The organism is Massilia sp. BAP21 (assembly GCF_057801335.1).
The window spans coordinates 671,376-694,583 of the sequence record NZ_CM173596.1 but is presented as its reverse complement, the minus strand read 5'-3'; the positions used below and the strand labels follow the sequence as shown (position 1 = coordinate 694,583).

The 23,208-nt window shown below is 63.9% G+C and carries 12 protein-coding genes; 5 read left to right on the top strand and 7 right to left on the bottom strand.

Annotation, left to right across the window (positions count from 1 at the left end):
- Positions 1 to 39 precede the first annotated feature (39 nt).
- Both ntrC and corA read left to right on the top strand, forming a co-directional pair.
- The gene (gene ntrC, locus ACWYRN_RS02965) at positions 40 to 1,506 is read left to right on the top strand and encodes a nitrogen regulation protein NR(I) (protein ID WP_229437842.1); all 1,467 of its coding nucleotides are present in this window, start codon (positions 40 to 42) and stop codon (positions 1,504 to 1,506) included.
- A gap of 282 nt (positions 1,507 to 1,788) precedes the next feature.
- Positions 1,789 to 2,757, top strand: a complete 969-nt coding sequence (gene corA, locus ACWYRN_RS02960; protein WP_488691056.1) for a magnesium/cobalt transporter CorA — start codon at positions 1,789 to 1,791, stop codon at positions 2,755 to 2,757.
- Here corA and ACWYRN_RS02955 read toward each other — a convergent pair.
- Positions 2,754 to 3,620 carry an EamA family transporter gene (locus tag ACWYRN_RS02955; RefSeq protein ID WP_488691055.1) on the bottom strand — a complete coding sequence of 289 codons (867 nt, stop codon included), beginning with the start codon at positions 3,618 to 3,620 and terminating at the stop codon, positions 2,754 to 2,756. The two genes, corA and ACWYRN_RS02955, sit on opposite strands and share 4 nt — an antisense overlap.
- A gap of 5 nt (positions 3,621 to 3,625) precedes the next feature.
- A complete protein-coding gene (locus ACWYRN_RS02950) occupies positions 3,626 to 5,263 on the bottom strand; it encodes an NAD(P)/FAD-dependent oxidoreductase (RefSeq protein WP_488691054.1) in 1,638 nt (545 codons plus the stop codon).
- A 557-nt stretch (positions 5,264 to 5,820) separates the two neighbouring features.
- On the opposite strand from ACWYRN_RS02950, the gene ACWYRN_RS02945 reads away from it, so the two are divergent.
- Entirely contained in the window at positions 5,821 to 8,688 is a 2,868-nt protein-coding gene (locus ACWYRN_RS02945) for a TonB-dependent receptor (RefSeq protein ID WP_488691053.1), read from the top strand.
- Between the two features lie 97 nt (positions 8,689 to 8,785).
- On the opposite strand, the gene ACWYRN_RS02940 is transcribed toward ACWYRN_RS02945, so the two are convergent.
- Positions 8,786 to 9,526, bottom strand: coding sequence for a 16S rRNA (uracil(1498)-N(3))-methyltransferase (locus ACWYRN_RS02940; RefSeq protein ID WP_488691052.1), 741 nt, complete (start codon positions 9,524 to 9,526; stop codon positions 8,786 to 8,788).
- Positions 9,527 to 9,654: 128 nt separating this feature from the next.
- On the opposite strand from ACWYRN_RS02940, the gene tkt reads away from it, so the two are divergent.
- Positions 9,655 to 11,652 carry a transketolase gene (gene tkt / locus ACWYRN_RS02935; RefSeq protein WP_488691051.1) on the top strand — a complete coding sequence of 666 codons (1,998 nt, stop codon included), beginning with the start codon at positions 9,655 to 9,657 and terminating at the stop codon, positions 11,650 to 11,652.
- A gap of 101 nt (positions 11,653 to 11,753) precedes the next feature.
- A complete protein-coding gene (gene gap / locus ACWYRN_RS02930) occupies positions 11,754 to 12,764 on the top strand; it encodes a type I glyceraldehyde-3-phosphate dehydrogenase (protein ID WP_488691050.1) in 1,011 nt (336 codons plus the stop codon).
- A gap of 95 nt (positions 12,765 to 12,859) precedes the next feature.
- Here the strand turns inward: gap and ACWYRN_RS02925 are convergent, their stop codons facing one another.
- The 4 genes from ACWYRN_RS02925 to ACWYRN_RS02910 all read right to left on the bottom strand — a co-directional run bounded on the left by ACWYRN_RS02925 (position 12,860) and on the right by ACWYRN_RS02910 (position 23,120).
- Positions 12,860 to 15,556 (bottom strand): TonB-dependent receptor, encoded by a 2,697-nt coding sequence (locus tag ACWYRN_RS02925; protein ID WP_488691049.1) that lies wholly within the window; start codon positions 15,554 to 15,556, stop codon positions 12,860 to 12,862.
- 512 nt (positions 15,557 to 16,068) lie between these two features.
- Positions 16,069 to 16,833, bottom strand: coding sequence for a type I methionyl aminopeptidase (gene map, locus ACWYRN_RS02920; protein WP_488691048.1), 765 nt, complete (start codon positions 16,831 to 16,833; stop codon positions 16,069 to 16,071).
- 133 nt (positions 16,834 to 16,966) lie between these two features.
- Positions 16,967 to 19,900 carry a TonB-dependent receptor domain-containing protein gene (locus ACWYRN_RS02915; RefSeq protein WP_488691047.1) on the bottom strand — a complete coding sequence of 978 codons (2,934 nt, stop codon included), beginning with the start codon at positions 19,898 to 19,900 and terminating at the stop codon, positions 16,967 to 16,969.
- Positions 19,901 to 20,216: 316 nt separating this feature from the next.
- Positions 20,217 to 23,120, bottom strand: a complete 2,904-nt coding sequence (locus tag ACWYRN_RS02910; protein ID WP_488691046.1) for a TonB-dependent receptor domain-containing protein — start codon at positions 23,118 to 23,120, stop codon at positions 20,217 to 20,219.
- Positions 23,121 to 23,208 lie beyond the last annotated feature (88 nt).

Sequence of the window (23,208 nt, the reverse complement as noted above, 5' to 3'; positions counted from 1 at the left end):
GTCGCTTATGAATCCACATTGCGGAAAGCCACGAACTACATGAAACCAATCTGGATTGTCGACGACGACGCATCGATCCGCTGGGTGCTGGAAAAAGCCCTGGCGCGCGAAAATCTCGAAACGCGCAGCTTCGCCAACGCCCGCGATGCGATGGCCGCCTTCGAACACGATACGCCGCAGGTGCTGGTGTCGGACATCCGCATGCCCGGCGAATCGGGCATCGACCTGCTGCAGGCCGTCAAGGAACGCCATCCCGGCCTGCCGGTCATCATCATCACCGCCTTTTCCGACCTCGATTCGGCCGTCGCTTCCTTCCAGGGCGGCGCCTTCGATTACCTGGCCAAGCCCTTCGACATCGACAAGGCCGTCGCCCTGATCCGCCGCGCGCTGGAAGAAAGCCTGCGCGAAGCCAGCGTCGAGGCGCCGCCTGCCGAAACGCCCGAGATCCTCGGCCTGGCGCCGGCCATGCAGGAAGTGTTCCGCGCCATCGGTCGCCTGTCGCAGTCGAACGTCACGGTGCTGATCACCGGCGAATCCGGCACCGGCAAGGAGCTGGTCGCCAGCGCCCTGCACAAGCACAGCCCGCGGGCCCAGCAGCCCTTCATTGCGCTGAACACGGCGGCGATCCCGAAGGACCTGCTGGAATCCGAACTCTTCGGCCACGAGCGCGGCGCCTTTACCGGCGCCCAGGCCATGCGGCGCGGGCGCTTCGAGCAGGCCGAGAACGGCACCCTGTTCCTCGACGAGATCGGGGACATGCCATTCGATTTGCAGACGCGCCTGCTGCGCGTGCTGTCGGACGGCCACTTCTACCGCGTCGGCGGGCACCAGCCGGTGAAGGCGAACGTGCGCGTGATCGCGGCCACCCACCAGAACCTGGAACAGCGCGTGCGCGACGGCCTGTTCCGCGAAGACTTGTTCCACCGCCTGAACGTGATCCGCCTGCGCCTGCCGAGCCTGCGCGAGCGGCGCGAAGATATTCCCTTGCTTGCGCGCCACTTTTTGGTGCAGAGCGCACACCAATTGGGCGTCGAACCGAAGCGCATGAGCGACAGCGCGATGCGTTTCCTGTCCGGCCTGGAATTGCCGGGCAACGTGCGCCAGCTGGAAAATTTGTGCAACTGGATCACGGTGATGGCCCCGGGGCAGACGGTCGAGATCAAGGACTTGCCGCGCGATTTGACCCAGGGCGGGCAGGGGGCGGTTGCCGCCGTCCAGCCGGCGTACGTGGAAGGCGGCATGCCGGCGCCCGCCGCGCTGGCGACCCCGCCGTCGCCGGACGGCTGGATCGGGCTGCTGGAACTGCAGGCCGCGAGCATGCTCAGTGCCGGCCAGTTCGAGGTGATGGACACGCTCGGCAAGCAGTTCGAATCGGCGCTGATCAAGACCGCGCTGAAGCACACGCACGGGCGCAAGAACGATGCGGCGATGCGGCTGGGGATAGGGAGGAATACGATCACGCGCAAGATCGTCGAGCTGGGGATAGACGGGGCGCGGGAGGAGTAGTCGCGGCGTAAGCAGGCCTGCGTCTTCAAGTGAGGCCTGCGGCCTGGACCGTACGGTGGGCACCCCGTGCCCACGCGAAAAGCGATACGGTGTTGGCCATGTTTGGATGTTGCGGCATGCTCTTGCACGCTGCATCTCAATGCATGTCCCGCAGCTTCAAACCCGCCAACATGACGCGCCGTTCCGCGTGGGCACGGCGTGCCCACCGTACGATCCACGCCGCGGCCCCATCACGCTCATCGGCGGTGTAAGCTACGGCATTCCGCTTCACCGTCCACATACATGCTGATCAACTGCGTCGCCTACCAGGAAGGCAAGAAACTGTCCGATATCCCGGTCGAGGATATCAGCGAGTACCTGAAACAACCCGATTGCTTCGTCTGGGTCGCCCTGCGCGATCCCGACCCTGCCGAACTGGCCGTCATGCAGCACGAGTTCGGCCTGCACGAACTGGCCGTGGAAGACGCCTCGCGCGGCCACCAGCGCCCCAAGCTCGAGGAATACGGCGATTCGCTATTCGTGGTCGTGCGCACGGTCTACCTCGACCACGAGGAACTGTGCTCGGGCGAGGTGGCGATTTTCGTCGGCCCCAACTACGTGCTGTCGGTGCGGCGCGACTCGGCCCAGGGTTTCCTTGGCGTGCGCGCCCGCGCCGAACGCGAACCGCACCTGCTGAAAAAAGGTTCCGGCTTCGTGCTGTACGCGCTGATGGACGCCGTGGTCGACCGCTACTTTCCCATCATCGACAAACTTGAATCCGACCTCGAATCGATCGAGGACCGCATCTTTGGCGGCAAGGGCGCCCAGCGCGACAACATCGAGCGCCTGTACGATTTGAAGCGCAACACCCTGGTGCTGCGCCATGCGGTGATGCCGCTGCTCGACGCGGTCGGGCGCCTGCACGGCGGCCGCGTGCCGCAGGTGGCCTTCGAGGCCCAGGATTATTTCCGCGACATCCACGACCACCTGCTGCGCATCGCCGGCCGCCTGGACACCATCCGCGACACCATCGCCACCGCGATCCAGGTCACGCTGTCGATGGTCGCCATCGACGAGAACGAGATCAACAAGCAGCTGGCCGCCTACGCCGCCATCTTTGCCGTGTTCACGGCCTTTGCCGGCATCTGGGGCATGAACTTCGAATTCATGCCCGAGCTGAAGTGGAAATATGGGTATCCGGCGGCCATCGTGGTGATGGTGGCCGTGAGCTACTACATGTACCGCAGGTTCAAAAAGGCTGGCTGGCTTTAATTGCGGCCGGCAGTCGCGGCACTGCCGCCGGTCGCCACCACGATCAGCCCGATCGCCGCCCACTGCACGGCGGTCAGCACCTCGCCCAGCACGAAGAAGCCGGCCAGCGCACCCACCGCCGGCCCGGCGCTGACCAGGATGCCGAACACCCGGCGCGGCAGGCGCGACAGGGCCAGCATCTCGAGCGAGTAGGGCAGGATGCTCGACAAGACCGCCACCACCAGGCCGCCGAGCAGGATCTGCGGCGCGAACAGGGCGCTGCCGGCCTGGGCCAGCCCCACCGGCACCGTGCAGATGGCCGCCACCAGCATGCCCCACGACACGACATGCCCACCTTTCAGGGTCGACACGCGCTTGCCGAACACGATGTACATCGCCCAGCAGAAGGCGGCGCCGAGCGCGGCGGCCACGCCGACCGGATCGAGCGCGGTGGCGTTCGCCGTCGTCGGCGCCAGCAGGTACAGCCCGCCGGCCGCGCAGGCAACCCAGGCAAAGTCGCGCAGGTGGCGCGACGACAGCACCACCACCGCCAGCGGCCCGATCACCTCGATGGCGATCGCAATCCCGATCGGGATGCGCGCAAAGGCAGCGTAGATGAGGAGGTTCATGAAGCCCAGCATCAGGCCATACACCACGACGTTCGCGATGTCGCGCCGTGCCAGCGGCGCACGCCAGGGCCGCCAGAAAGCCAGCAGCAGGATCGCCGCCAGGCCCACGCGCACGGCGGTCACGCCGGCGCTACCGACCAGCGGGAACAGGCCCTTGGCATAGGCCGCCCCGAAGTTCACCGAGATGATGGAGCCGGCCACGGCCAGCAGCGGCGCAACGGCGCTGCCGGTCCGTGCTGGCGTGGCGGCTTGCAAGGCGCTCAGTCCTGCAAGGCAGGGACGGGCATGCCCATCGCCAGCGCCACGGCTTCGGCCACGCGGATGCCGTCCACGGCCGCCGACATGATGCCGCCGGCGTAGCCCGCGCCCTCACCGGCCGGGAACAGGCCGCGCGTGTTCAGGCTTTGCAGGTCGTCGTCGCGGCGCTTGATGCGGATCGGCGAGGAAGTGCGGGTCTCGACGCCGGTCAGCACCGCGTCGTGCTTGTAGTAGCCCTTGATTTGCTTGTCGAAGGCGACGAAGGCTTCGCGCAGCGCCGTGATCGCGTATTCCGGCAGCGAAGGCGCCAGGTCGGTCAGGTGCACGGCCGGGCGGAACGAGGGGATCACCGAACCGAATTCCTTGGACGGGATACCCTTGACGAAGTCGCCCATCAGCTGGCCCGGCGCATCGTAGTTGCCGCCGCCCAGCACATAGGCGCGCGATTCCAGCTCGCGCTGGAAGGCGATGCCCGCCAGCGGGTGACCCGGATAGTCTTCCGGCGTGATGCCGACCACGATGGCGCTGTTGGCATTGCGTTCGTTGCGCGAGTACTGGCTCATGCCGTTGGTGACCACGCGGCCTTCTTCCGAGGACGCCGCCACCACCGTGCCGCCCGGGCACATGCAGAAGCTGTACACCGAGCGTCCGTTCGAGGCGTGGTGCACGATCTTGTAGTCGGCCGCACCCAAAATCTTGTTGCCGGCGTTCGGACCGAAGCGGCAGACGTCGATCAGCGATTGCGGGTGCTCGACGCGGAAGCCGATCGAGAACGGCTTCGCTTCCACGTACACGCCGCGGTTATACAGCATCTCGAAGGTGTCGCGCGCGCTGTGGCCGACCGCCATCACCAGGTGGTTGGTGGCGATGTGCTCGCCCGAAGCCAGCACCACGCCGCGCACCTGGCGCACGCCGTTCTCTTCGCTGATGACCACGTCTTCCACCTTGGTCTGGAAGCGGATCTCGCCGCCCAGCGACAAAATTTCCGCGCGCATCTGCTCGACCATCTTCACCAGGCGGAAGGTGCCGATGTGCGGTTTACTCACATACATGATCTCTTCCGGTGCACCGGACTTCACGAATTCGGTGAGCACCTTGCGGCCGTAATGCTTGGGGTCCTTGATCTGGCTATACAGTTTACCGTCCGAGAAGGTGCCGGCGCCGCCTTCGCCGAACTGCACGTTCGACTCGGTGTTGAGCTTGCGCTTGCGCCAGAAACCGAAGGTGTCGACGGTGCGTTCGCGCACGATCTTCCCGCGTTCCAGCACCAGGGGATTGAGGCCCATCTGGGCCAGGATCAGGGCCACGAACAGGCCGCAGGGGCCGGTGCCGACCACCACCGGGCGCGGCGTGCCGGCGGGCGGACGCGGAGCGTCGACGAACTTGTAGCCGGTGTCCGGCGACGGCACGATGTACTGGTCTTTCTGCAGGCGCTGCAGCACCGCCGCTTCGTTCTTCACCTCGACGTCGATGGCGTAGATCAGCACGATGGCGGCCTTCTTGCGCGCGTCGTAGCTGCGTTTGAAGACGGTGAAATCGACCAGGTCGGCGGTCTGGATGCCGAGGCGGGCCAGGATGGCGTCGCGCAGGGCGTGGTCGGGGTGGTCGAGGGGAAGCTTGAGTTCGTTAATTCGCAGCATAGGTTTCGCGTAGGGCGCCAGCGGGGGCGGTCAAATCAATCCGCTATTTTACTTCAGCCGGGGCGGCGGATCAGGCTCCGGGCGAGGATCCTGCCGTCTTAGTTATTTCCACGCCACAAGGCCAAGAAACGCTTGAAAACCGTAGGCACATTTTCGGTAAATCTGGCGCACCGTTGTAGTTACACCGGAGTAAGTAGACCGTTTTTGCAAATGTGTTGTTTTTACACATTTTGCTTCATGCGTTTCGTTGACATCCGGATATTTCACATGGTTCTATGTATAAATACCAACGACGTTTTTATTACCTTAAATGCGTTTATGGAGGGTGCTCGTCCTAACCCGGCAAGCATGAAAAAATGATTCACCCAAAAGCGGCCATCTATCGTCGCAACGCAGTCAATGTAATACCGCAGCATCCTGAGAAAAACATGACGCTTTTTGCGTCAGGGTAGGAAACGCGCTCCGGCGCGGTGGTTTGAAAGAGACATGCAAGCCGTACACCAGTACGGTTGCCAATAATAAACAACCTCGAGAAAAGCCCAGAAGGAGAAGTATTCATGACGTTCAAGTTGAAGTCGCTGCCGTACGCAATTTCGGCCCTGGCCGCTACCGGCGCCCTGGCAGGCATGAGCCCGGCCATGGCCCAGCAGGCCCCGGCTGAAGGCCAGCCCATCCAACGCGTGGTGGTCACCGGCTCGCTGATCAGCCGTGCCGACACCGAGACCCCGACCCCGGTGCAGGTGCTGACCGCGGCCGACATCCAGAAGAGCGGCAAGACCTCGGTCGCCGAACTGCTGACCGACCTGGCCTCGAACGGCGCCGGTACCCTGGGCACCGGCTTTGCCGGCGCCTTCGCCAACGGCGCAACCGGCATCTCGCTGCGCGGCCTGACCGTCGGCGCCACCCTGGTGCTGATCGACGGCCACCGCATGGCGCCGTACCCGCTGTCGGACGACGCCCAGCGCTCCTTCGTCGACGTTTCCTCGATCCCGTTCGACGCCATCGAGAACATCGAAGTCTTCAAGGGCGGCGCCTCGTCCCTGTACGGCTCCGACGCGATCGCCGGCGTCATCAACATCAAACTCAAGAAAAACTTCAAGGGCACCCGCCTGAGCGCCGAAGTCGGCGATACCCAGCACGGCGGCGGCGCGACCAAGCGCGGCTCGATCAGCACCGGTATCGGCGACCTCGACCAGGACGGCTACAACGCCTTCATTACCGCCGAATGGCGCGACCAGAAGGCGATCAAAGTCGCCGACCGCGACCAGTACGGCTGGGCCAACCGTGACTGGCGTCCGCGCGGCGGCAATAACCTGACCCTGGGTGTGCCGACCAACCTGAACGGCGGCCTGACCGCTACCAGCAGCCCTTTCCTGTATAACCCGTCGGGCGCAGGCGGCGCGACCAATCCGGCCAACTTCCGCTTCCTCGATCCGAAGTGCAATTATGAACTCTACCGTGCCGGCGGCTGCGCCGTGCGCGACGAAGTCTCGAATATCCAGCCAGCGACCCAGAACATCAACGTCCTGGTCGGCATGACCAAGAAGCTGAACGAAGACTGGGAAATCGCCTTCAAGGGTTCCCTGTTCAAGCGCGACAGCATCAACAACCGTGGCGTCTCTGCCGCTTATTCGCCGAATAACTTTGCCGGTAGCACCACGCTGGTGAACGGCGTCCTGACCGGCGGCGTGAACCGCATTGCCAGCACCCGCTTCGCGCCTGGCGCGGCAGTCGGCGCCGGCCTCACGAATACCTTCGGAAATGCCGCCTCGCTGTACGGCTATATCCCCGGCGTCGCTCCGGCCAACACCACCGACAACACTTCGAAGAGCACCCGCTTCTCCGTGGACCTGACCGGTAGCGCCTATGGCTGGGATGTGAGCGCTGCTGCCGGCGCCACCCGCGTCAAGGTCGATGCCGAATACAGCGGCTACATCAATCGCGCGGCCCTGTACAACGCAATCAATTCCGGCCGCTGGAACGTCCTTGGCGGGAACTCGCCGGCGCTGGTCCAGGAAGTCTCGCCGACCTTCGGCAACACGCTGACGACCGAGCTGAATTACTTCGACATGTACGGCTCGCGCGAGCTGATGCAGCTGGGCGCCGGTCCCCTCGCAATCGCAGCCGGTGTCCACTGGCACGAGCTGAAGCAGAATTCGCCGGCATCGAGCCTGACCCAGAACGGCGCCGTGGCCAGCACCTCGGCCTTTGCCATCGGCGAAGAAACCAACAGTGCGGCCTTCGTCGAGCTGCGTGCGAACCCGATCAAGAACATCGAAGTCGGCGTCGCAGGCCGTTACGACCACTACGACACCTACGGCAATTCGTTCACGCCGTCGGCCAACTTCAAGTGGACGCCATCGGCGCAGTTCGGCGTGCGCGGCACCTTCGCGCGCGGCTTCCGTGCACCGAATCCGTCGGAAGTCGGCAATGCCGGTTCCTTCTTCACGTTCAACGCGATCGATGACCCGATCCTGTGCCCGGATGGCCAGACCAGCACCGCCGGCAACGTCATCGCGGCCTGCGGCCAGCAGCCACCGTACGTCCAGACGACGACCAACCAGGACCTGTCGCCGGAAAAATCGAAGTCCTACACCCTGGGCCTGATCTTCGAGCCGCTGCGCGGCCTGAACATGACCCTGGACTACTACAACATCAAGATCAACAACCTGATCGTGACCCGCGCCGGCAACGATCCGACCTACGTACCTGACTGGGTACGTGGCGACGCGGTGCCTACCACGGTCTCGACCGGCGGCACCGGCACCACGCTGGCCACGCCATCGGTCGGCCCGATCCTGTATGGCGAGTCGCCTTATATCAACGCGGGCAGCACCAAGACCCACGGTGTCGAGGCCGACGTGCGCTACCGCTGGCGCCTGGCCAACGACATGGGCGCCATCACGGCCAATCTGAGCGTCGCTCACACCTTCGGCTATGAAACCGCAGTGGCGGGCACCAGCTACCAGCTGGCCGGCACCCAGGGGCCATCGTCGGTCGGCGGCGCCACCGGCAACCCGAAAGACCGCGCCCAGTTCACCCTCGGCTACGCCCGCGGCCCGCTGGACGTGACCGCAACCGTGAACTACACCGGCGGCTTCTCGACCGTCGACCCGTCGCACGACGCCCTGGACTGCTCGCGCACCGGCTTCGATGTCGGCGGCCGCACCTACTACCAGGGTCTGCCTCAGCCTGACTGGCTGTGCGAGGTGCCGTCGTTCACCACGACCAACCTGAACCTGCAGTACAAGCTGAGCGAGAACCTGACCCTGCGCGCAGCCGTGCTGAACCTGTTCGACAAGCAGCCGCCGTATGACGTCGCCACCTACGGCAACGCCGGCGCCCAGACCTCGTACAACGCGTCGCTGCACCAGGCTGGTGCCGTCGGCCGCTTCTACAGCCTGGGTGTGAACTACACCTTCTAATAGAAGGGACCGCAGCGGCAGCCATGCCGCTGCTTGAAGCACAAAGCCCCGTGACAGTCCCAGTCACGGGGCTTTTTTTCATTTGCAAGGCCGAAACCTACATCCCGCCCCAGATCCCCGCCAGCATGGCCATTGCCGCCAATGCCGCCGTTTCGGTGCGCAGCACGCGCGGGCCCATGGTCAGGGGCAGGGCGCCGGCCGCCATCGCCGCATCTTCTTCCTCGGGCGAGAAACCGCCTTCCGGGCCGACCAGCAGGGTCAGCGCCTGCGCCGGGTTCGCCTGCGCCCAGCCTGCCAGCGACTCGGTGCCGCGCGGACTGAGAAGGATACGGGGCTGCGGCGGCTGCGTGCCGGCGGCCGGCGTGTCGATCCAGCGCCGGAATTCCGCCAGCGGCAGCAGCTGCGCCAGCCGGTTGCGTCCGCTCTGCTCGGAAGCCGACTCGATCACGCCCTGCCAGTGGGCCTGGCGCTTGTCGAGCCGGTCGCCCGACAGGCGCACCACGCTGCGCTGGGCCGCCAGCGGCTGCACCGCGGCCACGCCCAGCTCGACCGCCTTTTCGACGATCCAGTCCATCTTCGCGCCCTCGGGCAAACCCTGGGCCAGGGTCACGGCGTAGGGCAGTTCGACGTCGATGGCGTCAAAGGCGTCCACGGTTGCGCTCGCCCGCTTCTTGCCGGTTTCCAGCAGGGTAGCCCGGTACTGGCCGCCGCGGCCGTCGAACAGGGTCAGCGCCGCGCCCGGCTGCAGGCGCACCACGTGCAGGTGGTGGGCGACGGATTCGGGCAGGTCGACGGTGGCGCCGGCGGCGAGCGGCTGGGGGCAATAGAAGCGGGGCATGCGGTTCCTGTTAAAACTATATGAGCGGCAAAACCTGCATTTTAATTCGGCAGAGGTGGGCTCTGGTAAAATAACGGGCTACGGCCCGCCGCAGGCCCTCCGCTTCCCAATCCAGACTCACGCACTCCATGAAATCTACGCAAACCACCACCCTGATGGCCAACGCGATCCGCGCGCTGGCGATGGACGCTGTTCAAAAAGCGAATTCCGGCCACCCTGGCATGCCGATGGGCATGGCGGAAATCGGCGTTGCGCTGTGGGACAAGCACTACCGCCACAACCCGGCCAATCCGGGCTGGTTCAACCGCGACCGCTTCCTGTTGTCGAACGGCCACGGTTCGATGCTGCACTACGCGATGCTGCACCTGGCCGGCTACGACCTGAGCATGGACGACCTGCGCGACTTCCGCCAGCTGCACTCGAAGACCGCCGGCCACCCGGAAGTCGGCATCACGCCGGGCGTGGAAACCACCACCGGCCCGCTGGGCCAGGGCATCGCCAACTCGGTCGGCATGGCGCTGGCCGAATGGCTGCTGGGCTATGAATTCAACCGTCCGGGCTACGACGTGGTGGACCACTACACCTATGCCTTCCTGGGCGACGGCTGCCTGATGGAAGGCATCTCGCACGAAGTGGCCTCGCTGGCCGGCACCCTGCGCCTGAACAAGCTGATCTGGCTGTACGACGACAACGGCATCTCGATCGACGGCCGCGTCGAAGGCTGGTTCACCGACGACACCCGCAAGCGCTTCGAAGCCTACGGCTGGAACGTCATCGGCCAGATCGACGGCCACAGCGTCGCCGCCATCTCGGAAGCGATCGCGCAGGCCAAGGAATCGGACCGTCCGACCCTGATCTGCTGCAAGACCATCATCGGCAAGGGCGCCCCGAACCTGGAAGGCGGCGATAAAGTCCACGGCGCCCCGCTGGGCGACAAGGAAATCGCGGCCGTGCGCCAGCACCTGCTGTGGGACCCGATTCCGTTCGACATTCCTGGCGAAATCTACGAAGCCTGGGACGCCAAGGAACGCGGCGCCGCCTTCGAAGCCGAATGGAACGCCAAGTTCGCCGAATACCGCGCCGCCCACCCGCAGCTGGCCGCCGAGTTCGAGCGCCGCATGAAGAGTGAGCTGCCAGCCAACTTCAACGAGGTGCTGGACGCCGCGATCGCCGCCTGCATCGAGAAGAAGGAAACCATCGCCACCCGCAAGGCTTCGCAGAACGCGATCCAGGCCCTGGCCGCGACCCTGCCGGAATTCCTGGGCGGCTCGGCCGACCTGACCGGCTCGAACCTGACCAACTGGAAGGAGTCGGTCGCCGTGCGCTCGGGCATCCCGGGCAACCACATCAACTACGGCGTGCGCGAGTTCGGCATGGCCGCGATCCAGAATGGCGTCGCCCTGCACGGCGGCTTCATCCCGTTCGGCGCGACCTTCCTGACCTTCTCGGACTACAGCCGCAATGCCCTGCGCATGGCTGCGCTGATGAAGATCCGCTCGCTGTTCGTGTTCACCCACGACTCGATCGGCCTGGGCGAAGACGGCCCGACCCACCAGTCGATCGAGCACGTCTCGTCGCTGCGCCTGATCCCGAACCTGGACAACTGGCGTCCTTGCGACACGACCGAATCGCAGGTCGCCTGGGGCGCAGCAGTCCAGCGCAAGGATGGCCCGTCGACCCTGATCTTCTCGCGCCAGAACCTGCCGTTCATGGAGCGCGACGCCGCCACCGTGGCAAACATCGCCAAGGGCGGCTACGTGCTGCGCGACGCCGCCGACGCCAAGGTGATCCTGATCGCCACCGGTTCCGAAGTCGAACTGGCGATGAAGGCCGCCGACGCGCTGGCAGGCGAGGGCGTTGCCGCCCGCGTGGTCTCGATGCCGTCGACCGACGTGTTCGAGCGCCAGGACGCCGCCTACAAGGCAAGCGTGCTGACCCGTGGCGTGCCGCGTGTCGCCATCGAAGCCGGCGTGACCGATTTCTGGTACAAGTATGTCGGCCTGGAAGGCGCGGTCGTCGGTATCGACACCTTCGGCGAATCGGCGCCGGCGCCGGTGCTGTTCAAGCACTTCGGCTTCACCGTCGAGAACGTCGTGGCGAAGGCCAAAGCGGTCATCGCAGGCTAATCAGTTTCAGCAGGGGCTGCCTTTTGGCAGCCCTTTTTCCAGATTCAGCATGTGCAGCATGTGCCATATGAAAAAAGTTTTTTTCTAATCAGGAGCAAAGCATGACGATCAAAGTTGCAATCAATGGTTATGGCCGTATCGGCCGCAACATCCTGCGTGCCTTCTACGAAGGCGGCAAGAAACAAGACATCCAGATCGTGGCGATCAACGACCTCGGCAATGCCGAGTCGAACGCCCACCTGACCCGCTACGACACCGCCCACGGCAAGTTCCCGGGCACCGTGACGGTCGAAGGCGACAACATGATCGTGAATGGCGATCCGATCCGCGTGTTCGCACAGCGCAACCCTGCCGAAATCCCATGGGGCGAGCTGGGCGTGGACGTGGTGCTCGAGTGCACCGGCTTCTTCACCACCAAGGAAAAGGCTTCGGCCCACCTGAAGGGCGGCGCCAAGAAAGTCATCATCTCGGCCCCGGGCGGCAAGGACGTCGACGCCACCATCGTCTATGGCGTGAACCAGGACGTGCTGAAGTCGACCGACACCGTGATCTCGAACGCATCCTGCACCACCAACTGCCTGGCCCCGCTGGTCAAGCCGCTGAACGAAGCCATCGGCCTGGAAACCGGCCTGATGACCACCGTCCACGCCTACACCAATGACCAGGTGCTGACCGATGTGATGCACGAAGACCTGCGCCGCGCCCGTTCGGCCACCCAGTCGATGATCCCGACCAAGACCGGCGCCGCCGCCGCGGTCGGCCTGGTGCTGCCTGAGCTGAACGGCAAGCTGGACGGCTTCGCGATCCGCGTGCCGACCATCAACGTGTCGATCGTCGACCTGACCTTCATCGGCAAGCGCGACACCACGGTCGATGAAGTGAACCAGATCATGAAGGCGGCCTCGGAAGGCGCACTGAACGGCGTGCTGACCTACCAGACCGAACCGCTGGTCTCGGTCGACTTCAACCACAACCCGGCATCGTCGAACTTCGATTCGACCCTGACCAAGGTCTCGGGCCGCCTGGTGAAGGTGTCGTCGTGGTACGACAACGAGTGGGGCTTCTCGAACCGCATGCTCGACACCACCGTCGCGCTGATGAACGCCAAGTAATCCGGCGTTCGGCGTAAAAAAAACCCGTGCGGCGCGAGCCGCACGGGTTTTTTGTTGCCTGTACCTCGCTTAGAAGGCGCAGTTAGAAGGCGCAGTTAGAACGTATACGTGCCGCGCACGTAGAAGGTGCGGCCCACGGCGTCGGTATACCGCGGATCGTAGCCGGCCTGGAAGGTCTGCTGCTGGAAGCTCAGCGGCGGTTCGCGGTCGGCCAGGTTGCGCACGCCCAGGGTCAGGCCAAAGCCCTGCTTCTGGGTCCAGGACACATAGGTGTCCAGGGTCGTGTACGACGGCACGCGGTTTTCCGGATCTTCATCCACGTAGCCCGTCTTGTAGCGGGCCGAGAGGCCGGCGCCGAATTCGCCCAGGTTCCAGTTCAGCTGGGCCGAGTTCTGCCAGCGGAACACCGGACCCACGCCCGAGAACACGCCGACGTTCTTGATCCATTCGCCGCCTTCCGAGTTCTGGTAGTCGTACTTGTGGACCCAGGTGGTGTTCATCGCGAAGTTGAAGTTGCCGTAGCCGGCGGTGCGCATGCGGTAGGCCGCGCTCAGGTCGATGCCGTCGGTCTTCAGGCCACCGAGGTTCTGGGTACGCAGGTCGACGTAGCCGCAGGTGGCCGGGTTCGGGCACTGCGAGCCGTCGGTCGACAGGTTGCCGGCACCGTTGCGGCGGTACAGGGCCGCATACTTGACCGGATCGTCGAAGACTTCGTTCTCGTTCAGCGAGCCGATCTGTTTTTCCAGTTCGATGCGGTAGAAGTCCAGGCCCAGGGTCAGGTTGTTGATCGGCTCGAACACCACACCCAGGGTCAGGTTCTTCGATTCTTCCGGATCGAGGTTCTGGTTGCCGCCGAACAGGGCCTGGAACTGCTGGGCGCAGCTGGTGGCGCGCGTCTTGCCAGGAATGACGACGCCGCCCGGGCAGTTGATCGGGTCGTCATGCTGCGAGGTGTTGGTGTAGGTCTGGGCAGCGTTGATCTCGTACAGCGACGGGGCGCGGAAGCCGGTCGAGTAGGAGCCGCGCACCAGCACCGTCTGCGAGGGCTGGAAGCGGAAGCCGAACTTCGGATTCGTGGTGTTGCCGAAGTCGCTGTACTTGTCGTAGCGCACGGCGGCGGTCACGTCCAGGGTGCTCAGGATCGGCACGTTCAGTTCGGCGAACAGGGCGTACACCGAGCGCGAACCCTGGTTCAGCAGGTTCGGGTCGATGCCGGTACTGGCCACGACTTTTTCCGCATACTCGGTATTCGCGCGGTTCAGGAACTTCTCGCGGCTGGCCTGGCCGCCGATTGCCAGCGCCGCGTTCTTGCCGACGCCGACCCAGTCGCCGAACTCGCGGCTGGCGCTGAAGTCCAGGGTCTTGGTGGTGCCTTTCGCGGTCTGGATGGTGCCGTTCAGGGCCGCGCTTTCGATTAGCGTCATGCCTTCCGCGGTCTGCTCGCCGAAGGGATTGATGATGCCGTTCAGGACGCCCTGCGAGATGATGCCGCCGTCGCTGTAGCCCACCAGGTTTTCGGTGACCTTGTTCTGGTTATAGCTCAGGGCCGCCGTGTAGTCCCAGCCAGCCACGGCGCCGGACAGCGAAGCGACGAAGCGGTGCTGGCGGTTGGTGTTCTGGTCGCCGCGCGAGCCGTTCGGCAGGTCGCGCCACTTGACGTTCAGGTAACCGGGCTGGACGCCGGCGGGCAGGCCGGTGGTGGCGAACAGCGGGTCGACAAAGGTCGGGTCGATTGCGAAGCCGGCCGGCACGGCGCCCGGGTTACCCGGGAAGAAAGGATTCAGGCTGCCGTTCGGGCGCAGGCGGTTCATGTACAGGCCGCCGTAGGGCACCGGCGCGATCAGGCTGGCGACCTTGCTGCGGCTGACCAGGTATTCCAGGCCCAGCTCGTGGTTCTGCGGCAGCTTCAGGGTGCCCTTGAACAGGCCGCTGGCGCGCTCGCTCTTCGGAATGTAGTCGACGAAGCTCGAGGTTGTCATGTAGCAGTCGGTGCCGGTATCGCCCGGAATCAGGTTCGGCGCCGAGGTGCAGTCCGGCGCGGCCGGGTTGAAGCTGTCGCCGTCCTGGAAGTAGTTGGCCGGGCTGGTGGTCGGCGACAGGCCGCCGGGGTAGCGCGTGTTGAACGGACGCTGCAGGCCGTTGATGTTGTTCTGCTTCTGGAAGTCGCCGATCGCGAAGACGTTGAAGCCGTCGGTGTCGAGGTCGCCGTAGCCGAAGCCGACGTTGGCGTTCTTGGCGATGCCACCCGATTCTTCCGGCTTGTCGTAGCCCAGGGTCACGGTGCCGCCGGTGAAGTCCTTGCGGGTGATGAAGTTGATCACGCCGCCGACCGCGTCGGAGCCGTACAGCGAGGAAGCGCCGTCGCGCAGCACTTCGACGCGCTCGAGCGCGGCGAACGGGATCATGTTCAGGTCGGGCGCCGAGCTGTCGAAGGCGTTGTTCGCCAGGCGGCGGCCGTTCAGCAGGACCAGGGTCTTGTTGGCGCCGATGCCGCGCATGTCGGCGAACGAGGCGCCGCCGGTGCTCAGGCCGACCACCTGGCTGGTGCCCTGCGAGGCCTGGACCGGGGCCAGGTTCGACATCACCTGCTCGACGGTGTTGATGCCTTGCTTCCTGAGGTCTTCCATCCGTACCACGGTGACCGGCACCACGGTTTCGGCGTCGATGCGCTTGATGGCCGAGCCGGTGACGACGACGCGTTGCATCGGCTGCTCGGCGGTGTCCTGCGCAGTTTGCGAGTGGGCGGGAAGGGACAGCAGGGTGGCGCCCAGGGCGCCGGCGGAACAGATCAAGCGTACGGATTGCGTTAATACTTTTTCTTTTAACATGAACAAAACTCCCGTGTCGGTAATCGTGGTACCTCGCGTCGCAGAGCGACCTCGGCTATCAGCAATGAAACACGGAGAATGTAAATACGTCAATTTTGTATTGATCTGTATAGACAAAATTAGTGATTTTATATCCTAAAAACAACAGAATTCACTCAAAAAATTGCATATAGATTAACTTTGTCATCGCAATGCAATATGGATCATTTGCGCAATGCAGCAAAACGAAACGCCCTTGAAGGCGTTTTTTATTTTGCTGCTTGCCTTTCTTGGCAGATTACTGTGCGTGTAGTAGGGACAACCGCGGCATGACATCGAAGCGCGCCTGCGCAAGCGACCAGGCGAATCGGTTCGCTGTCGACCACGCTGTGCTTGACCTGCACGGACTCGTACAAGACCCGGCAGGCAAGCCCGAAAAAAAAGCCCGCCGGTGTGAACCGGCGGGCTTTTTGTATTCGTTCCTCCTGCCTGCGAACTCAGCCCTTCGGCCAGGGCGTCAGGATCTCGAAACCGTTCGCGGTGACGGCGATCATGTGTTCCCACTGGGCCGACAGCGAGCCGTCGGCCGTGACCACGGTCCAGCCGTCGTCGAGCTGGTCGACTTCCTCGCCGCCGATGTTGATCATCGGCTCGACCGTGAAAGTCATGCCTTCCTTCAGCAGCAGGCCGGTGTTCGGGCGGCCGTAGTGCAGCACCTGCGGGTCTTCGTGGTAGACGCGGCCGATGCCGTGGCCGCAATAGTCGCGCACCACCGAATAGCCGGCGGCTTCGGCCATTTTCTGGATTGCGTGGCCGACGTCGCCCAGGCGCGAACCCGGACGCACGGTGCGAATGCCCGCCATCATGCACTCGAAGGTGGTGTCGACCAGGCGCTTCGCCTCAGGACTCGGGGTGCCGGCATAGTACATGCGGCTGGTGTCGCCGTGCCAGCCGTCCTTGATCACGGTGACGTCGATGTTGACGATGTCGCCGTCCTGCAGGATTTCCTTCTCGCTCGGGATGCCGTGGCAGACCACGCCGTTGACCGAGGTGCACAGGGTCTTCGGGAAGCCGTGGTAGCCGACGTTCGCCGGCGTCGCCTTCTGCACCTTGCGGATGTATTCGTTGCAGCGCCGGTCGAGTTCCTCGGTGGAGACGCCGGGAGCGACGTATTCCTTGATCATTTCCAGCACCTCGGCGGCCATGCGGCCGGCGACGCGCATTTTCGCGATGTCCTTGTCGTTCTTGAATTTGATTGCCATGTGTTTGATAGTGAGATCGCCGAGCCATCGTGCCGGCATCCGCCTATGATAACCGGGTGGGCCTGCGAAGAGCGCCGCACATAAAAAAAGCGCCGGGCGAACCCGGCGCTTTACTATCCCGAAAAGGGAAGAATCAGAGCTTGACGCGAATGCCGGCGTACCAGCGGCGGCCGATCGGATCGTAGGTGCCGGCGGCGGTTTCGGCGCCGGTATCGCTACCCGGCAGGCCCGAAATGATCGCTGGCGGCTTGGTGTCGAACGCGTTGTTCAGGCCAAAGTACAGCTCGGTGCCCTTCATCAGTTCGTACGATGCCTGCAGGTCGGTGTAGGTACGCGAGCCAAACTTGACCGAGTTCGGAGCCATGTCGAGACCGGCCAGGAACTGGTCGTCGAGCGCCGAGCGGCCGATGTAGGTCGCGGTACCGCTGATGCTGAACTGGTTCCACTTGTAGCCGAGGTCGAACATTGCCTTGTTCTTCGGCGCACCGATTTCGCCTGCGAACGGATCGCGGTCGGCATCCGGGGTCTGCTTGACCCAGCCTTGCTTCACGTAGGTGTAGGACACCTTGCTCGACAGGCGGCCCGGGCCGACGCGGTCGTTCCACGACGCGGTCAGGTCGATACCTTCGGTCGTGAAGCCGCCGGTGTTCGACACGGCGGTGTCGACCAGGTCCAGCGAGCCGGCGCTGTTGCTGCCGGTGGCGGTCGGGCGGCGGGTGATGAACGAGCACATTGCCGGGTTGGTGCCGTTGTAGCAGCTCTGCAGCGCGTACTGGCGTCCGGTCGACAGGATGGCGTCGGCGATCTTGATGTTGAAGTAGTCAGCCGTGAAGGTGAAGCGCTTCAGCACGTCGATCGAACGCGGGGTCCAGACGACGCCGATGGTGGTCGAACGGCCTTTTTCCGCCTGAAGGTCCGGGTTGCCGCGGTTGTAGCCACTGACACCCTGGATGTCGGACTGGTTCAGGGTGAACGCACCGTTGGCGGCGATGTTCGCTGCCACGCCGGCGTTGGCGCGGCACAGTGCGTCGTACTGGCCGTTCGAGGTGCCGGTCACGCCCAGGCAAGGATCGATCAGGCCGGACGGGAAGTCCTGGCTAGGCGCCTGGTACAGTTCGTTGATGTTCGGCGCGCGGGTCGAAAGCGAACGGGTGCCGCGCAGTTTCACGTCGTTGACGACTTGCCATTCGACACCGGCATTCCAGCTGTTGGTGCTGCCGACCGACGAGTAATCGCCGTGGCGGAAGGCGCCAAGGAAGTCCAGTTGCTTGACGAACGGCGCGTCCTTCAGCAGCGGCACGCGCGATTCGAGGAAGATTTCCTTGACGCTGAATTCACCCGAGGTCGGCGGAGTTGCATTGCCGGCGTTCAGGCCAGCCTGAGTCAGTGCATCCGGCACGGCGCTCGAGAATTCCTTGCGCCATTCGAAGCCTGCCGCCACGCCCAGCGGGCCGGCCGGCAGGTCCCAGACTTCGCCGTTGATCTGGCCGCCCGCCATTTTCTGCGTGGTGCGGGTCAGCAGCGAGCCTGGTGCGGTCACGTACTTCAGCGCTTCCGGCGAGATCGTGTTAAAGCCGAAGATATTGATCGGCACGCAACCCTGCGCACGTGCGTCGGCGCTGGCGCACACCGGGGCGCCGCCGTTCTGGCCAGGGATGGCCTGCAGCGCGTTGGCGAAGTTCAGGACATTGACCTGGCCGGTCGACTGCTGGGCTTCCTTGGTCTGGCCATAGCCGCCGTAGACTTCATAGTTCCAGGTCTTCCAGGCGTCGAATTCGCCCTTGATGCCGGTCACGAAGCGGAAGGTGTCGCGCTCCGCGGTGCTGCCGCGGGTGCCCACTTCCGACAGGCGGCGGGTGAAGTAGTAGTCCGGGATGCCGTCGCCGTCGTTGTCGCTGATGCGGTCGTGCAGGTACTGCGGAACCAGCGGGTTGCGGACCAGGACGCCGTTGACCAGGGAGCCGGCCGGCACCTGGCCGGTCGTCGGGAAGATGTCCTCCGCGGCGAGGCCGAACGGTTCGATCGTGGTGGAGACGTGCGACGATGCATAGGTGCCTTCCATGAAGGCGCGGGTCTTCTCGTTGAGCTTCAGCTCGCCGTTGGTGGCGAACAGGTAGCGCTCGACCGGTACGGCGATCGAACGGAACTCGTTACGGTTGAAGCCGGTAGCCTGGCCGCCATTCGTACCGTTGGTGTTCCACGGGGCGATGTTGCCGTTGCGGTCGTAGGTAAAGTCGTTGGTGTCAGAGTAGAAATGGCCTTGTGGCGCATAGCTCGAGTAGAACGGACGGATGACGCCGCTGACGCCGTCGGCCTGCTGGTCGACCGCCGAGCGTGCACGGTCTTTCGACCACACCTGGCCCTCGCGCGAGTAGCCCAGGTGACCCATCAGGAAGCCGTTGTCGTTGCTGGTGCCGAAGGTTGCCGAGAACTTGCGCTTCTTGTCGTCGTTCTTCGAGCTCTCGCCCATCTGGGCGTCCAGCATCAAGCCCTGGAATTCGCGTTTGGTGATGATGTTGACCACGCCGGCCACTGCGTCGGAGCCGTAGGCTGCCGAGGCGCCGCCGGTCAGGAGTTCGACGCGTTCGATGAAATCGGTCGGGATGGAGTTCAGGTCGACTGCGGATTCGCCCGGGATACCCGAGACGAAGCGGCGGCCGTTGACCAGGACCAGGGTACGCGAGGTGCCCAGGTTACGCAAATCGACGGTGGCGACGCCGACGCTGGCGGTCTGGAAAGCCGAGTTGGTACGGCTGATTGCCGGGCTGCCCATGGTCGGGTTGTTCAGCAGCACCTGCTGCAGGTTGGTAGCGCCCGATGCGGCGATGTCGGCTGCCGACAGCACCTGCAGTGGCGATGGCGAGTCGGCATTCGGCGAGCGGATGCGCGAACCGGTCACTTCGATGCGCTGCATGGCTGGCGCTTGCGCCTCGGTTGCCGCGGCGGCCTGCTGCTGAACAGCGCCGCTCTGATTCTGGCCTGCCTGGGTCTGCATTTCCTGCGCGTACGCTGCGCTGACGGTGACAGCGAGGCCGCCCATGCAGATCAGACGAATCGATCGCGACAAAATTGTTTCCATCATTTCTTGTTACTCCTCAGAGGTATCGGATGCCCGCACCTGGTGCGAGCACTCTTGCTTTTGTTACGAAGCAGCGCGCACCAATAAGTGGCACATGTTGCAACGCGACAATGGAATCACTTGAGGGCGGCGCTGTCAACAGTGTGAAGTTACTAACTTGAGCTTGTTGCAAAGTCGCGTAACTACAAAGTGATATGAAGGCAAATGATGCTTGACGCGGTCACGGCCAGGCGTTAACGAAAAATGCCCGCCGAAGCGGGCATTGTCGGGACCAGCCCGCTTGCGCGGGCTGGGATCCAGTCTATTAGAACGACTGGTTGTAGCGGATCCAGACGAAGCGGTCGAGCGGCAGGTCTGCATCAACAGGAGCCGACGAAGCGCCAGCGTCGTAGTTCACGCGTGGACCCTTTTCGAAGATGTTGTTGATGCCCACCATGATCTTGCCGTTCCAGGCGGTCTTGTAGCCAACGCTCAGGTCGGTGAAGATCTGCGAACCCAGCTTGTTGTAGCCGTCGAAGCCGGTGCTCTGGCCAGTCGGGTTGTTGCACTCGATCGGTGCTTCCGGATCGCAATCCCAGCCGGTCGATTTGACCGGGCTGAAGTAGCGGGCGCCCAGGGTCGCGCTCCAGTTGCCCAGGTTCCAGTCCAGGCTGGCGTTCGACTTCACGCGGTACAGCGGGTACTCGCCTGCGTAGTTCAGCACTTCGGCGTCGTTGGTCGACTGGGTGTTGTACTCGTCGACGTACGAGGTCTGGCTGCGGAAGGCGAACTGGCCGTACTGGGTACGTGGGAAGCGATAGTTCAGCTCCAGGTCGAAGCCCTTGGTCGACAGCGAACCCATGTTCGTATTACCGCGGTTCAGCTGGGTGATCTGGCCGGTGGCGTCACGCGAGAAGTTGTCGCAGAACTGCTGCACGTTTTCGACGTAGCACTGGGTCAGGGTGTAGGCGGTGCTGATGGCCGAGACGCGGTTCTTGACTTCGATGTCGAAGTAATCGACCGCGATCGACAGGCCGTTCACGAACGACGGGTTGTAGACGAAGCCGACGGTCTTGGTCTTTGCCGTTTCCGGGGTCAGGGTGTCGTTGCCGACGCCGCTGTTGAATGCCACAGGAGTCTGGCCGCCGCCCGCAGGAACGTTGGCGCCAGCCTGGTTCTTCTGGCGGAAGTTTGCCGGTACGCCATCGGCGGCACAGCGTTGTGCGATGGTTGCATCGCGCGCTGCACGGCCAAACTGGCTGTCGCAAGGGTCGAGGTAGGTATCGAAGGTCTGCGAGCCGCCGCCGAAGGTGTCGCCCAGCGCCGGAGCACGGAAGCCTTCAGCCCAGGTGCCGCGCACCAGCAGGTCGTTGATCGGTTTCCAGGTCAGGCTGAGCTTGCTGTTGGTGGTGTCGCCGAAGTTGCTGTAGTCCGAGTAGCGGCTGGCCAGGTTCAGGTTCAGCGACTGCACGAACGGCAAGTCTTTCAGGACCGGGACTTGCAGTTCGGCGTAGGCTTCCTTGACGGTGTACTTGCCGACGGTGGTGAGGGCTGCCAGGTTGGTGGTCAGGCCCAGCTGCTCAAGCGAGTCCGGTTTGTCGTAGCCGCGCACTTCGCGGTGTTCCAGGCCGGCTGCGAAGCCGAGGCCGCCTGCCGGCAGGTTCAGCACGGTGCCGCTGATGTCGGCGGTCGCGCTATTGACGGTGCTGCCGTAGCTGCCGCCGCCGCGGTGGTTGATGTATTCCAGCGCTTCCGGCGTGGCCGCGTTCGGGCCGCCCAGAATGTTGAACGGTACGCAACCGGCGATGGTGGCGGTCGGGCCGGTGCCGCAACGCACGACGCCGTCGGCGCCCAGGTAGGATGGGCCGAGGGCCTTGGCCAGGTTCACCAGGTTGATGTTACCCGAGCTGGCGGTGGTGCCGGAAACCGAGCTGTGGTTGTAGCCTACGCTCCAGTCCCAAGCCGTGCCGACCAGGTTCACGCTGCCTTCCAGGGCGGCGTCGATGTGGACGGTCTTGTTCTTGTTGTCGGTGCTGCGCGGGTTCTCGATCACGCGGCGATAGAAGAACAGGTCCTGGGCGGCAGCTGCGCCGACGACCGAGGCGCCGAGCGGGTTGTAGTAGCTGTTGCGGCTGATGTAGACCGGGTTGTTGACTTGCGAACGGCTGTTGATACCGTAGCCGGCCACCGTGGTGTTCGCGTTACGCTGAGCGAACATCGCGGTGGTGGTGAAGCGCATGTCGTTCGTCAGGTTCAGAATGCCCTTGGTGAAGATCGAGGTCAGCTCGTTCGGCGCCTGGAACTGCATGTCCTGGGTCGCGTTGTAGAGATCGTCGACTTTCGAGCCGCTGTAGGTATGGTAGTTGGCGATGTTGCGCGCGTCGGCGCCGACGCCGACGCCGTCGTAGCTGCCGGTGTGGTTCAGGATGTAGTTGACGCCGCCGGCCGTGGTCGCATTGCCGTTCGTTGGGTTGACGCCGGCGATGCGGCCCCATGGGCCGACGCCGAGGTTGTCGGTCGGGTGATTCGGACCATAACCGTAGCTGGTGATTTCACGGTCGCGGGCCCAGACGGCGCCCTGCTTCGAGTGCGACAGGCCGAACATCATCGAACCCTTGTCGCCGACCACGCCGTACGAAATGTTCCAGTCCTGGGTGCGGCCGTCGCCTTCCTCGTTGCGGCCCATGTAGCCGCTGAACTCGCCGCCTTCCATGTTGCGTTTCAAAATGATGTTGACCACGCCGGCGATCGCGTCCGAGCCGTAGATCGCGGAAGCGCCATCTTTCAGGATTTCCATGCGCTCGACCATCGACGACGGGATGGTCGACATGTCGGTGTAGCCGCCGATCGACTGGGTCCAGCGCTTGCCGTCCACCAGAACCAGCAGGCGGTTGGAACCCAGGTTGCGCATATCGAGGAACTGGCCGCCCATCTCGCGGTTCGAGGTCAGCACGGCGCCTTTCGAGAAGGCCGGGCTACCCGACGAGGACAGGGTGTTCAGGATGTCGCCAACGGTCACCAGGCCGCTCTTCTGGATCTGTTCCTGGGTCATGACCTGGACAGGCTGGGCAGTTGCCAGATCGACCGCGCGGATACGCGAGCCGGTCACTTCCACGCGTTGCAGCGATGGTTCAGCGGTGGTGGTCGTGGTTGCCGTGGTTTGGGCAAAGGCAGACATCGCGCTCACAGCCAGGGTAACGGCTACCGCGATTTTTTTACGTTGATGCATGGACTCTCCAGAGAATTATTTTCAATCTTTCGTCTACTGCACTACATGATCGAGCGCGCCAGAAAGCCGGCTTGAATGCGGCAAAAAA

What these genes read in the sequence shown, in the direction of transcription:
- ACWYRN_RS02910 (WP_488691046.1), bottom strand. Translation starts at nt 23,120, where the DNA reads ATGCATCAACGTAAAAAAATCGCGGTAGCCGTTACCCTGGCTGTGAGC.
- ACWYRN_RS02940 (WP_488691052.1), bottom strand. Translation starts at nt 9,526, where the DNA reads ATGCCCCGCTTCTATTGCCCCCAGCCGCTCGCCGCCGGCGCCACCGTC.
- ACWYRN_RS02950 (WP_488691054.1), bottom strand. Translation starts at nt 5,263, where the DNA reads ATGCTGCGAATTAACGAACTCAAGCTTCCCCTCGACCACCCCGACCAC.
- map (WP_488691048.1), bottom strand. Translation starts at nt 16,833, where the DNA reads ATGGCAATCAAATTCAAGAACGACAAGGACATCGCGAAAATGCGCGTC.
- ACWYRN_RS02945 (WP_488691053.1), top strand. Translation starts at nt 5,821, where the DNA reads ATGACGTTCAAGTTGAAGTCGCTGCCGTACGCAATTTCGGCCCTGGCC.
- tkt (WP_488691051.1), top strand. Translation starts at nt 9,655, where the DNA reads ATGAAATCTACGCAAACCACCACCCTGATGGCCAACGCGATCCGCGCG.
- gap (WP_488691050.1), top strand. Translation starts at nt 11,754, where the DNA reads ATGACGATCAAAGTTGCAATCAATGGTTATGGCCGTATCGGCCGCAAC.
- corA (WP_488691056.1), top strand. Translation starts at nt 1,789, where the DNA reads ATGCTGATCAACTGCGTCGCCTACCAGGAAGGCAAGAAACTGTCCGAT.
- ntrC (WP_229437842.1), top strand. Translation starts at nt 40, where the DNA reads ATGAAACCAATCTGGATTGTCGACGACGACGCATCGATCCGCTGGGTG.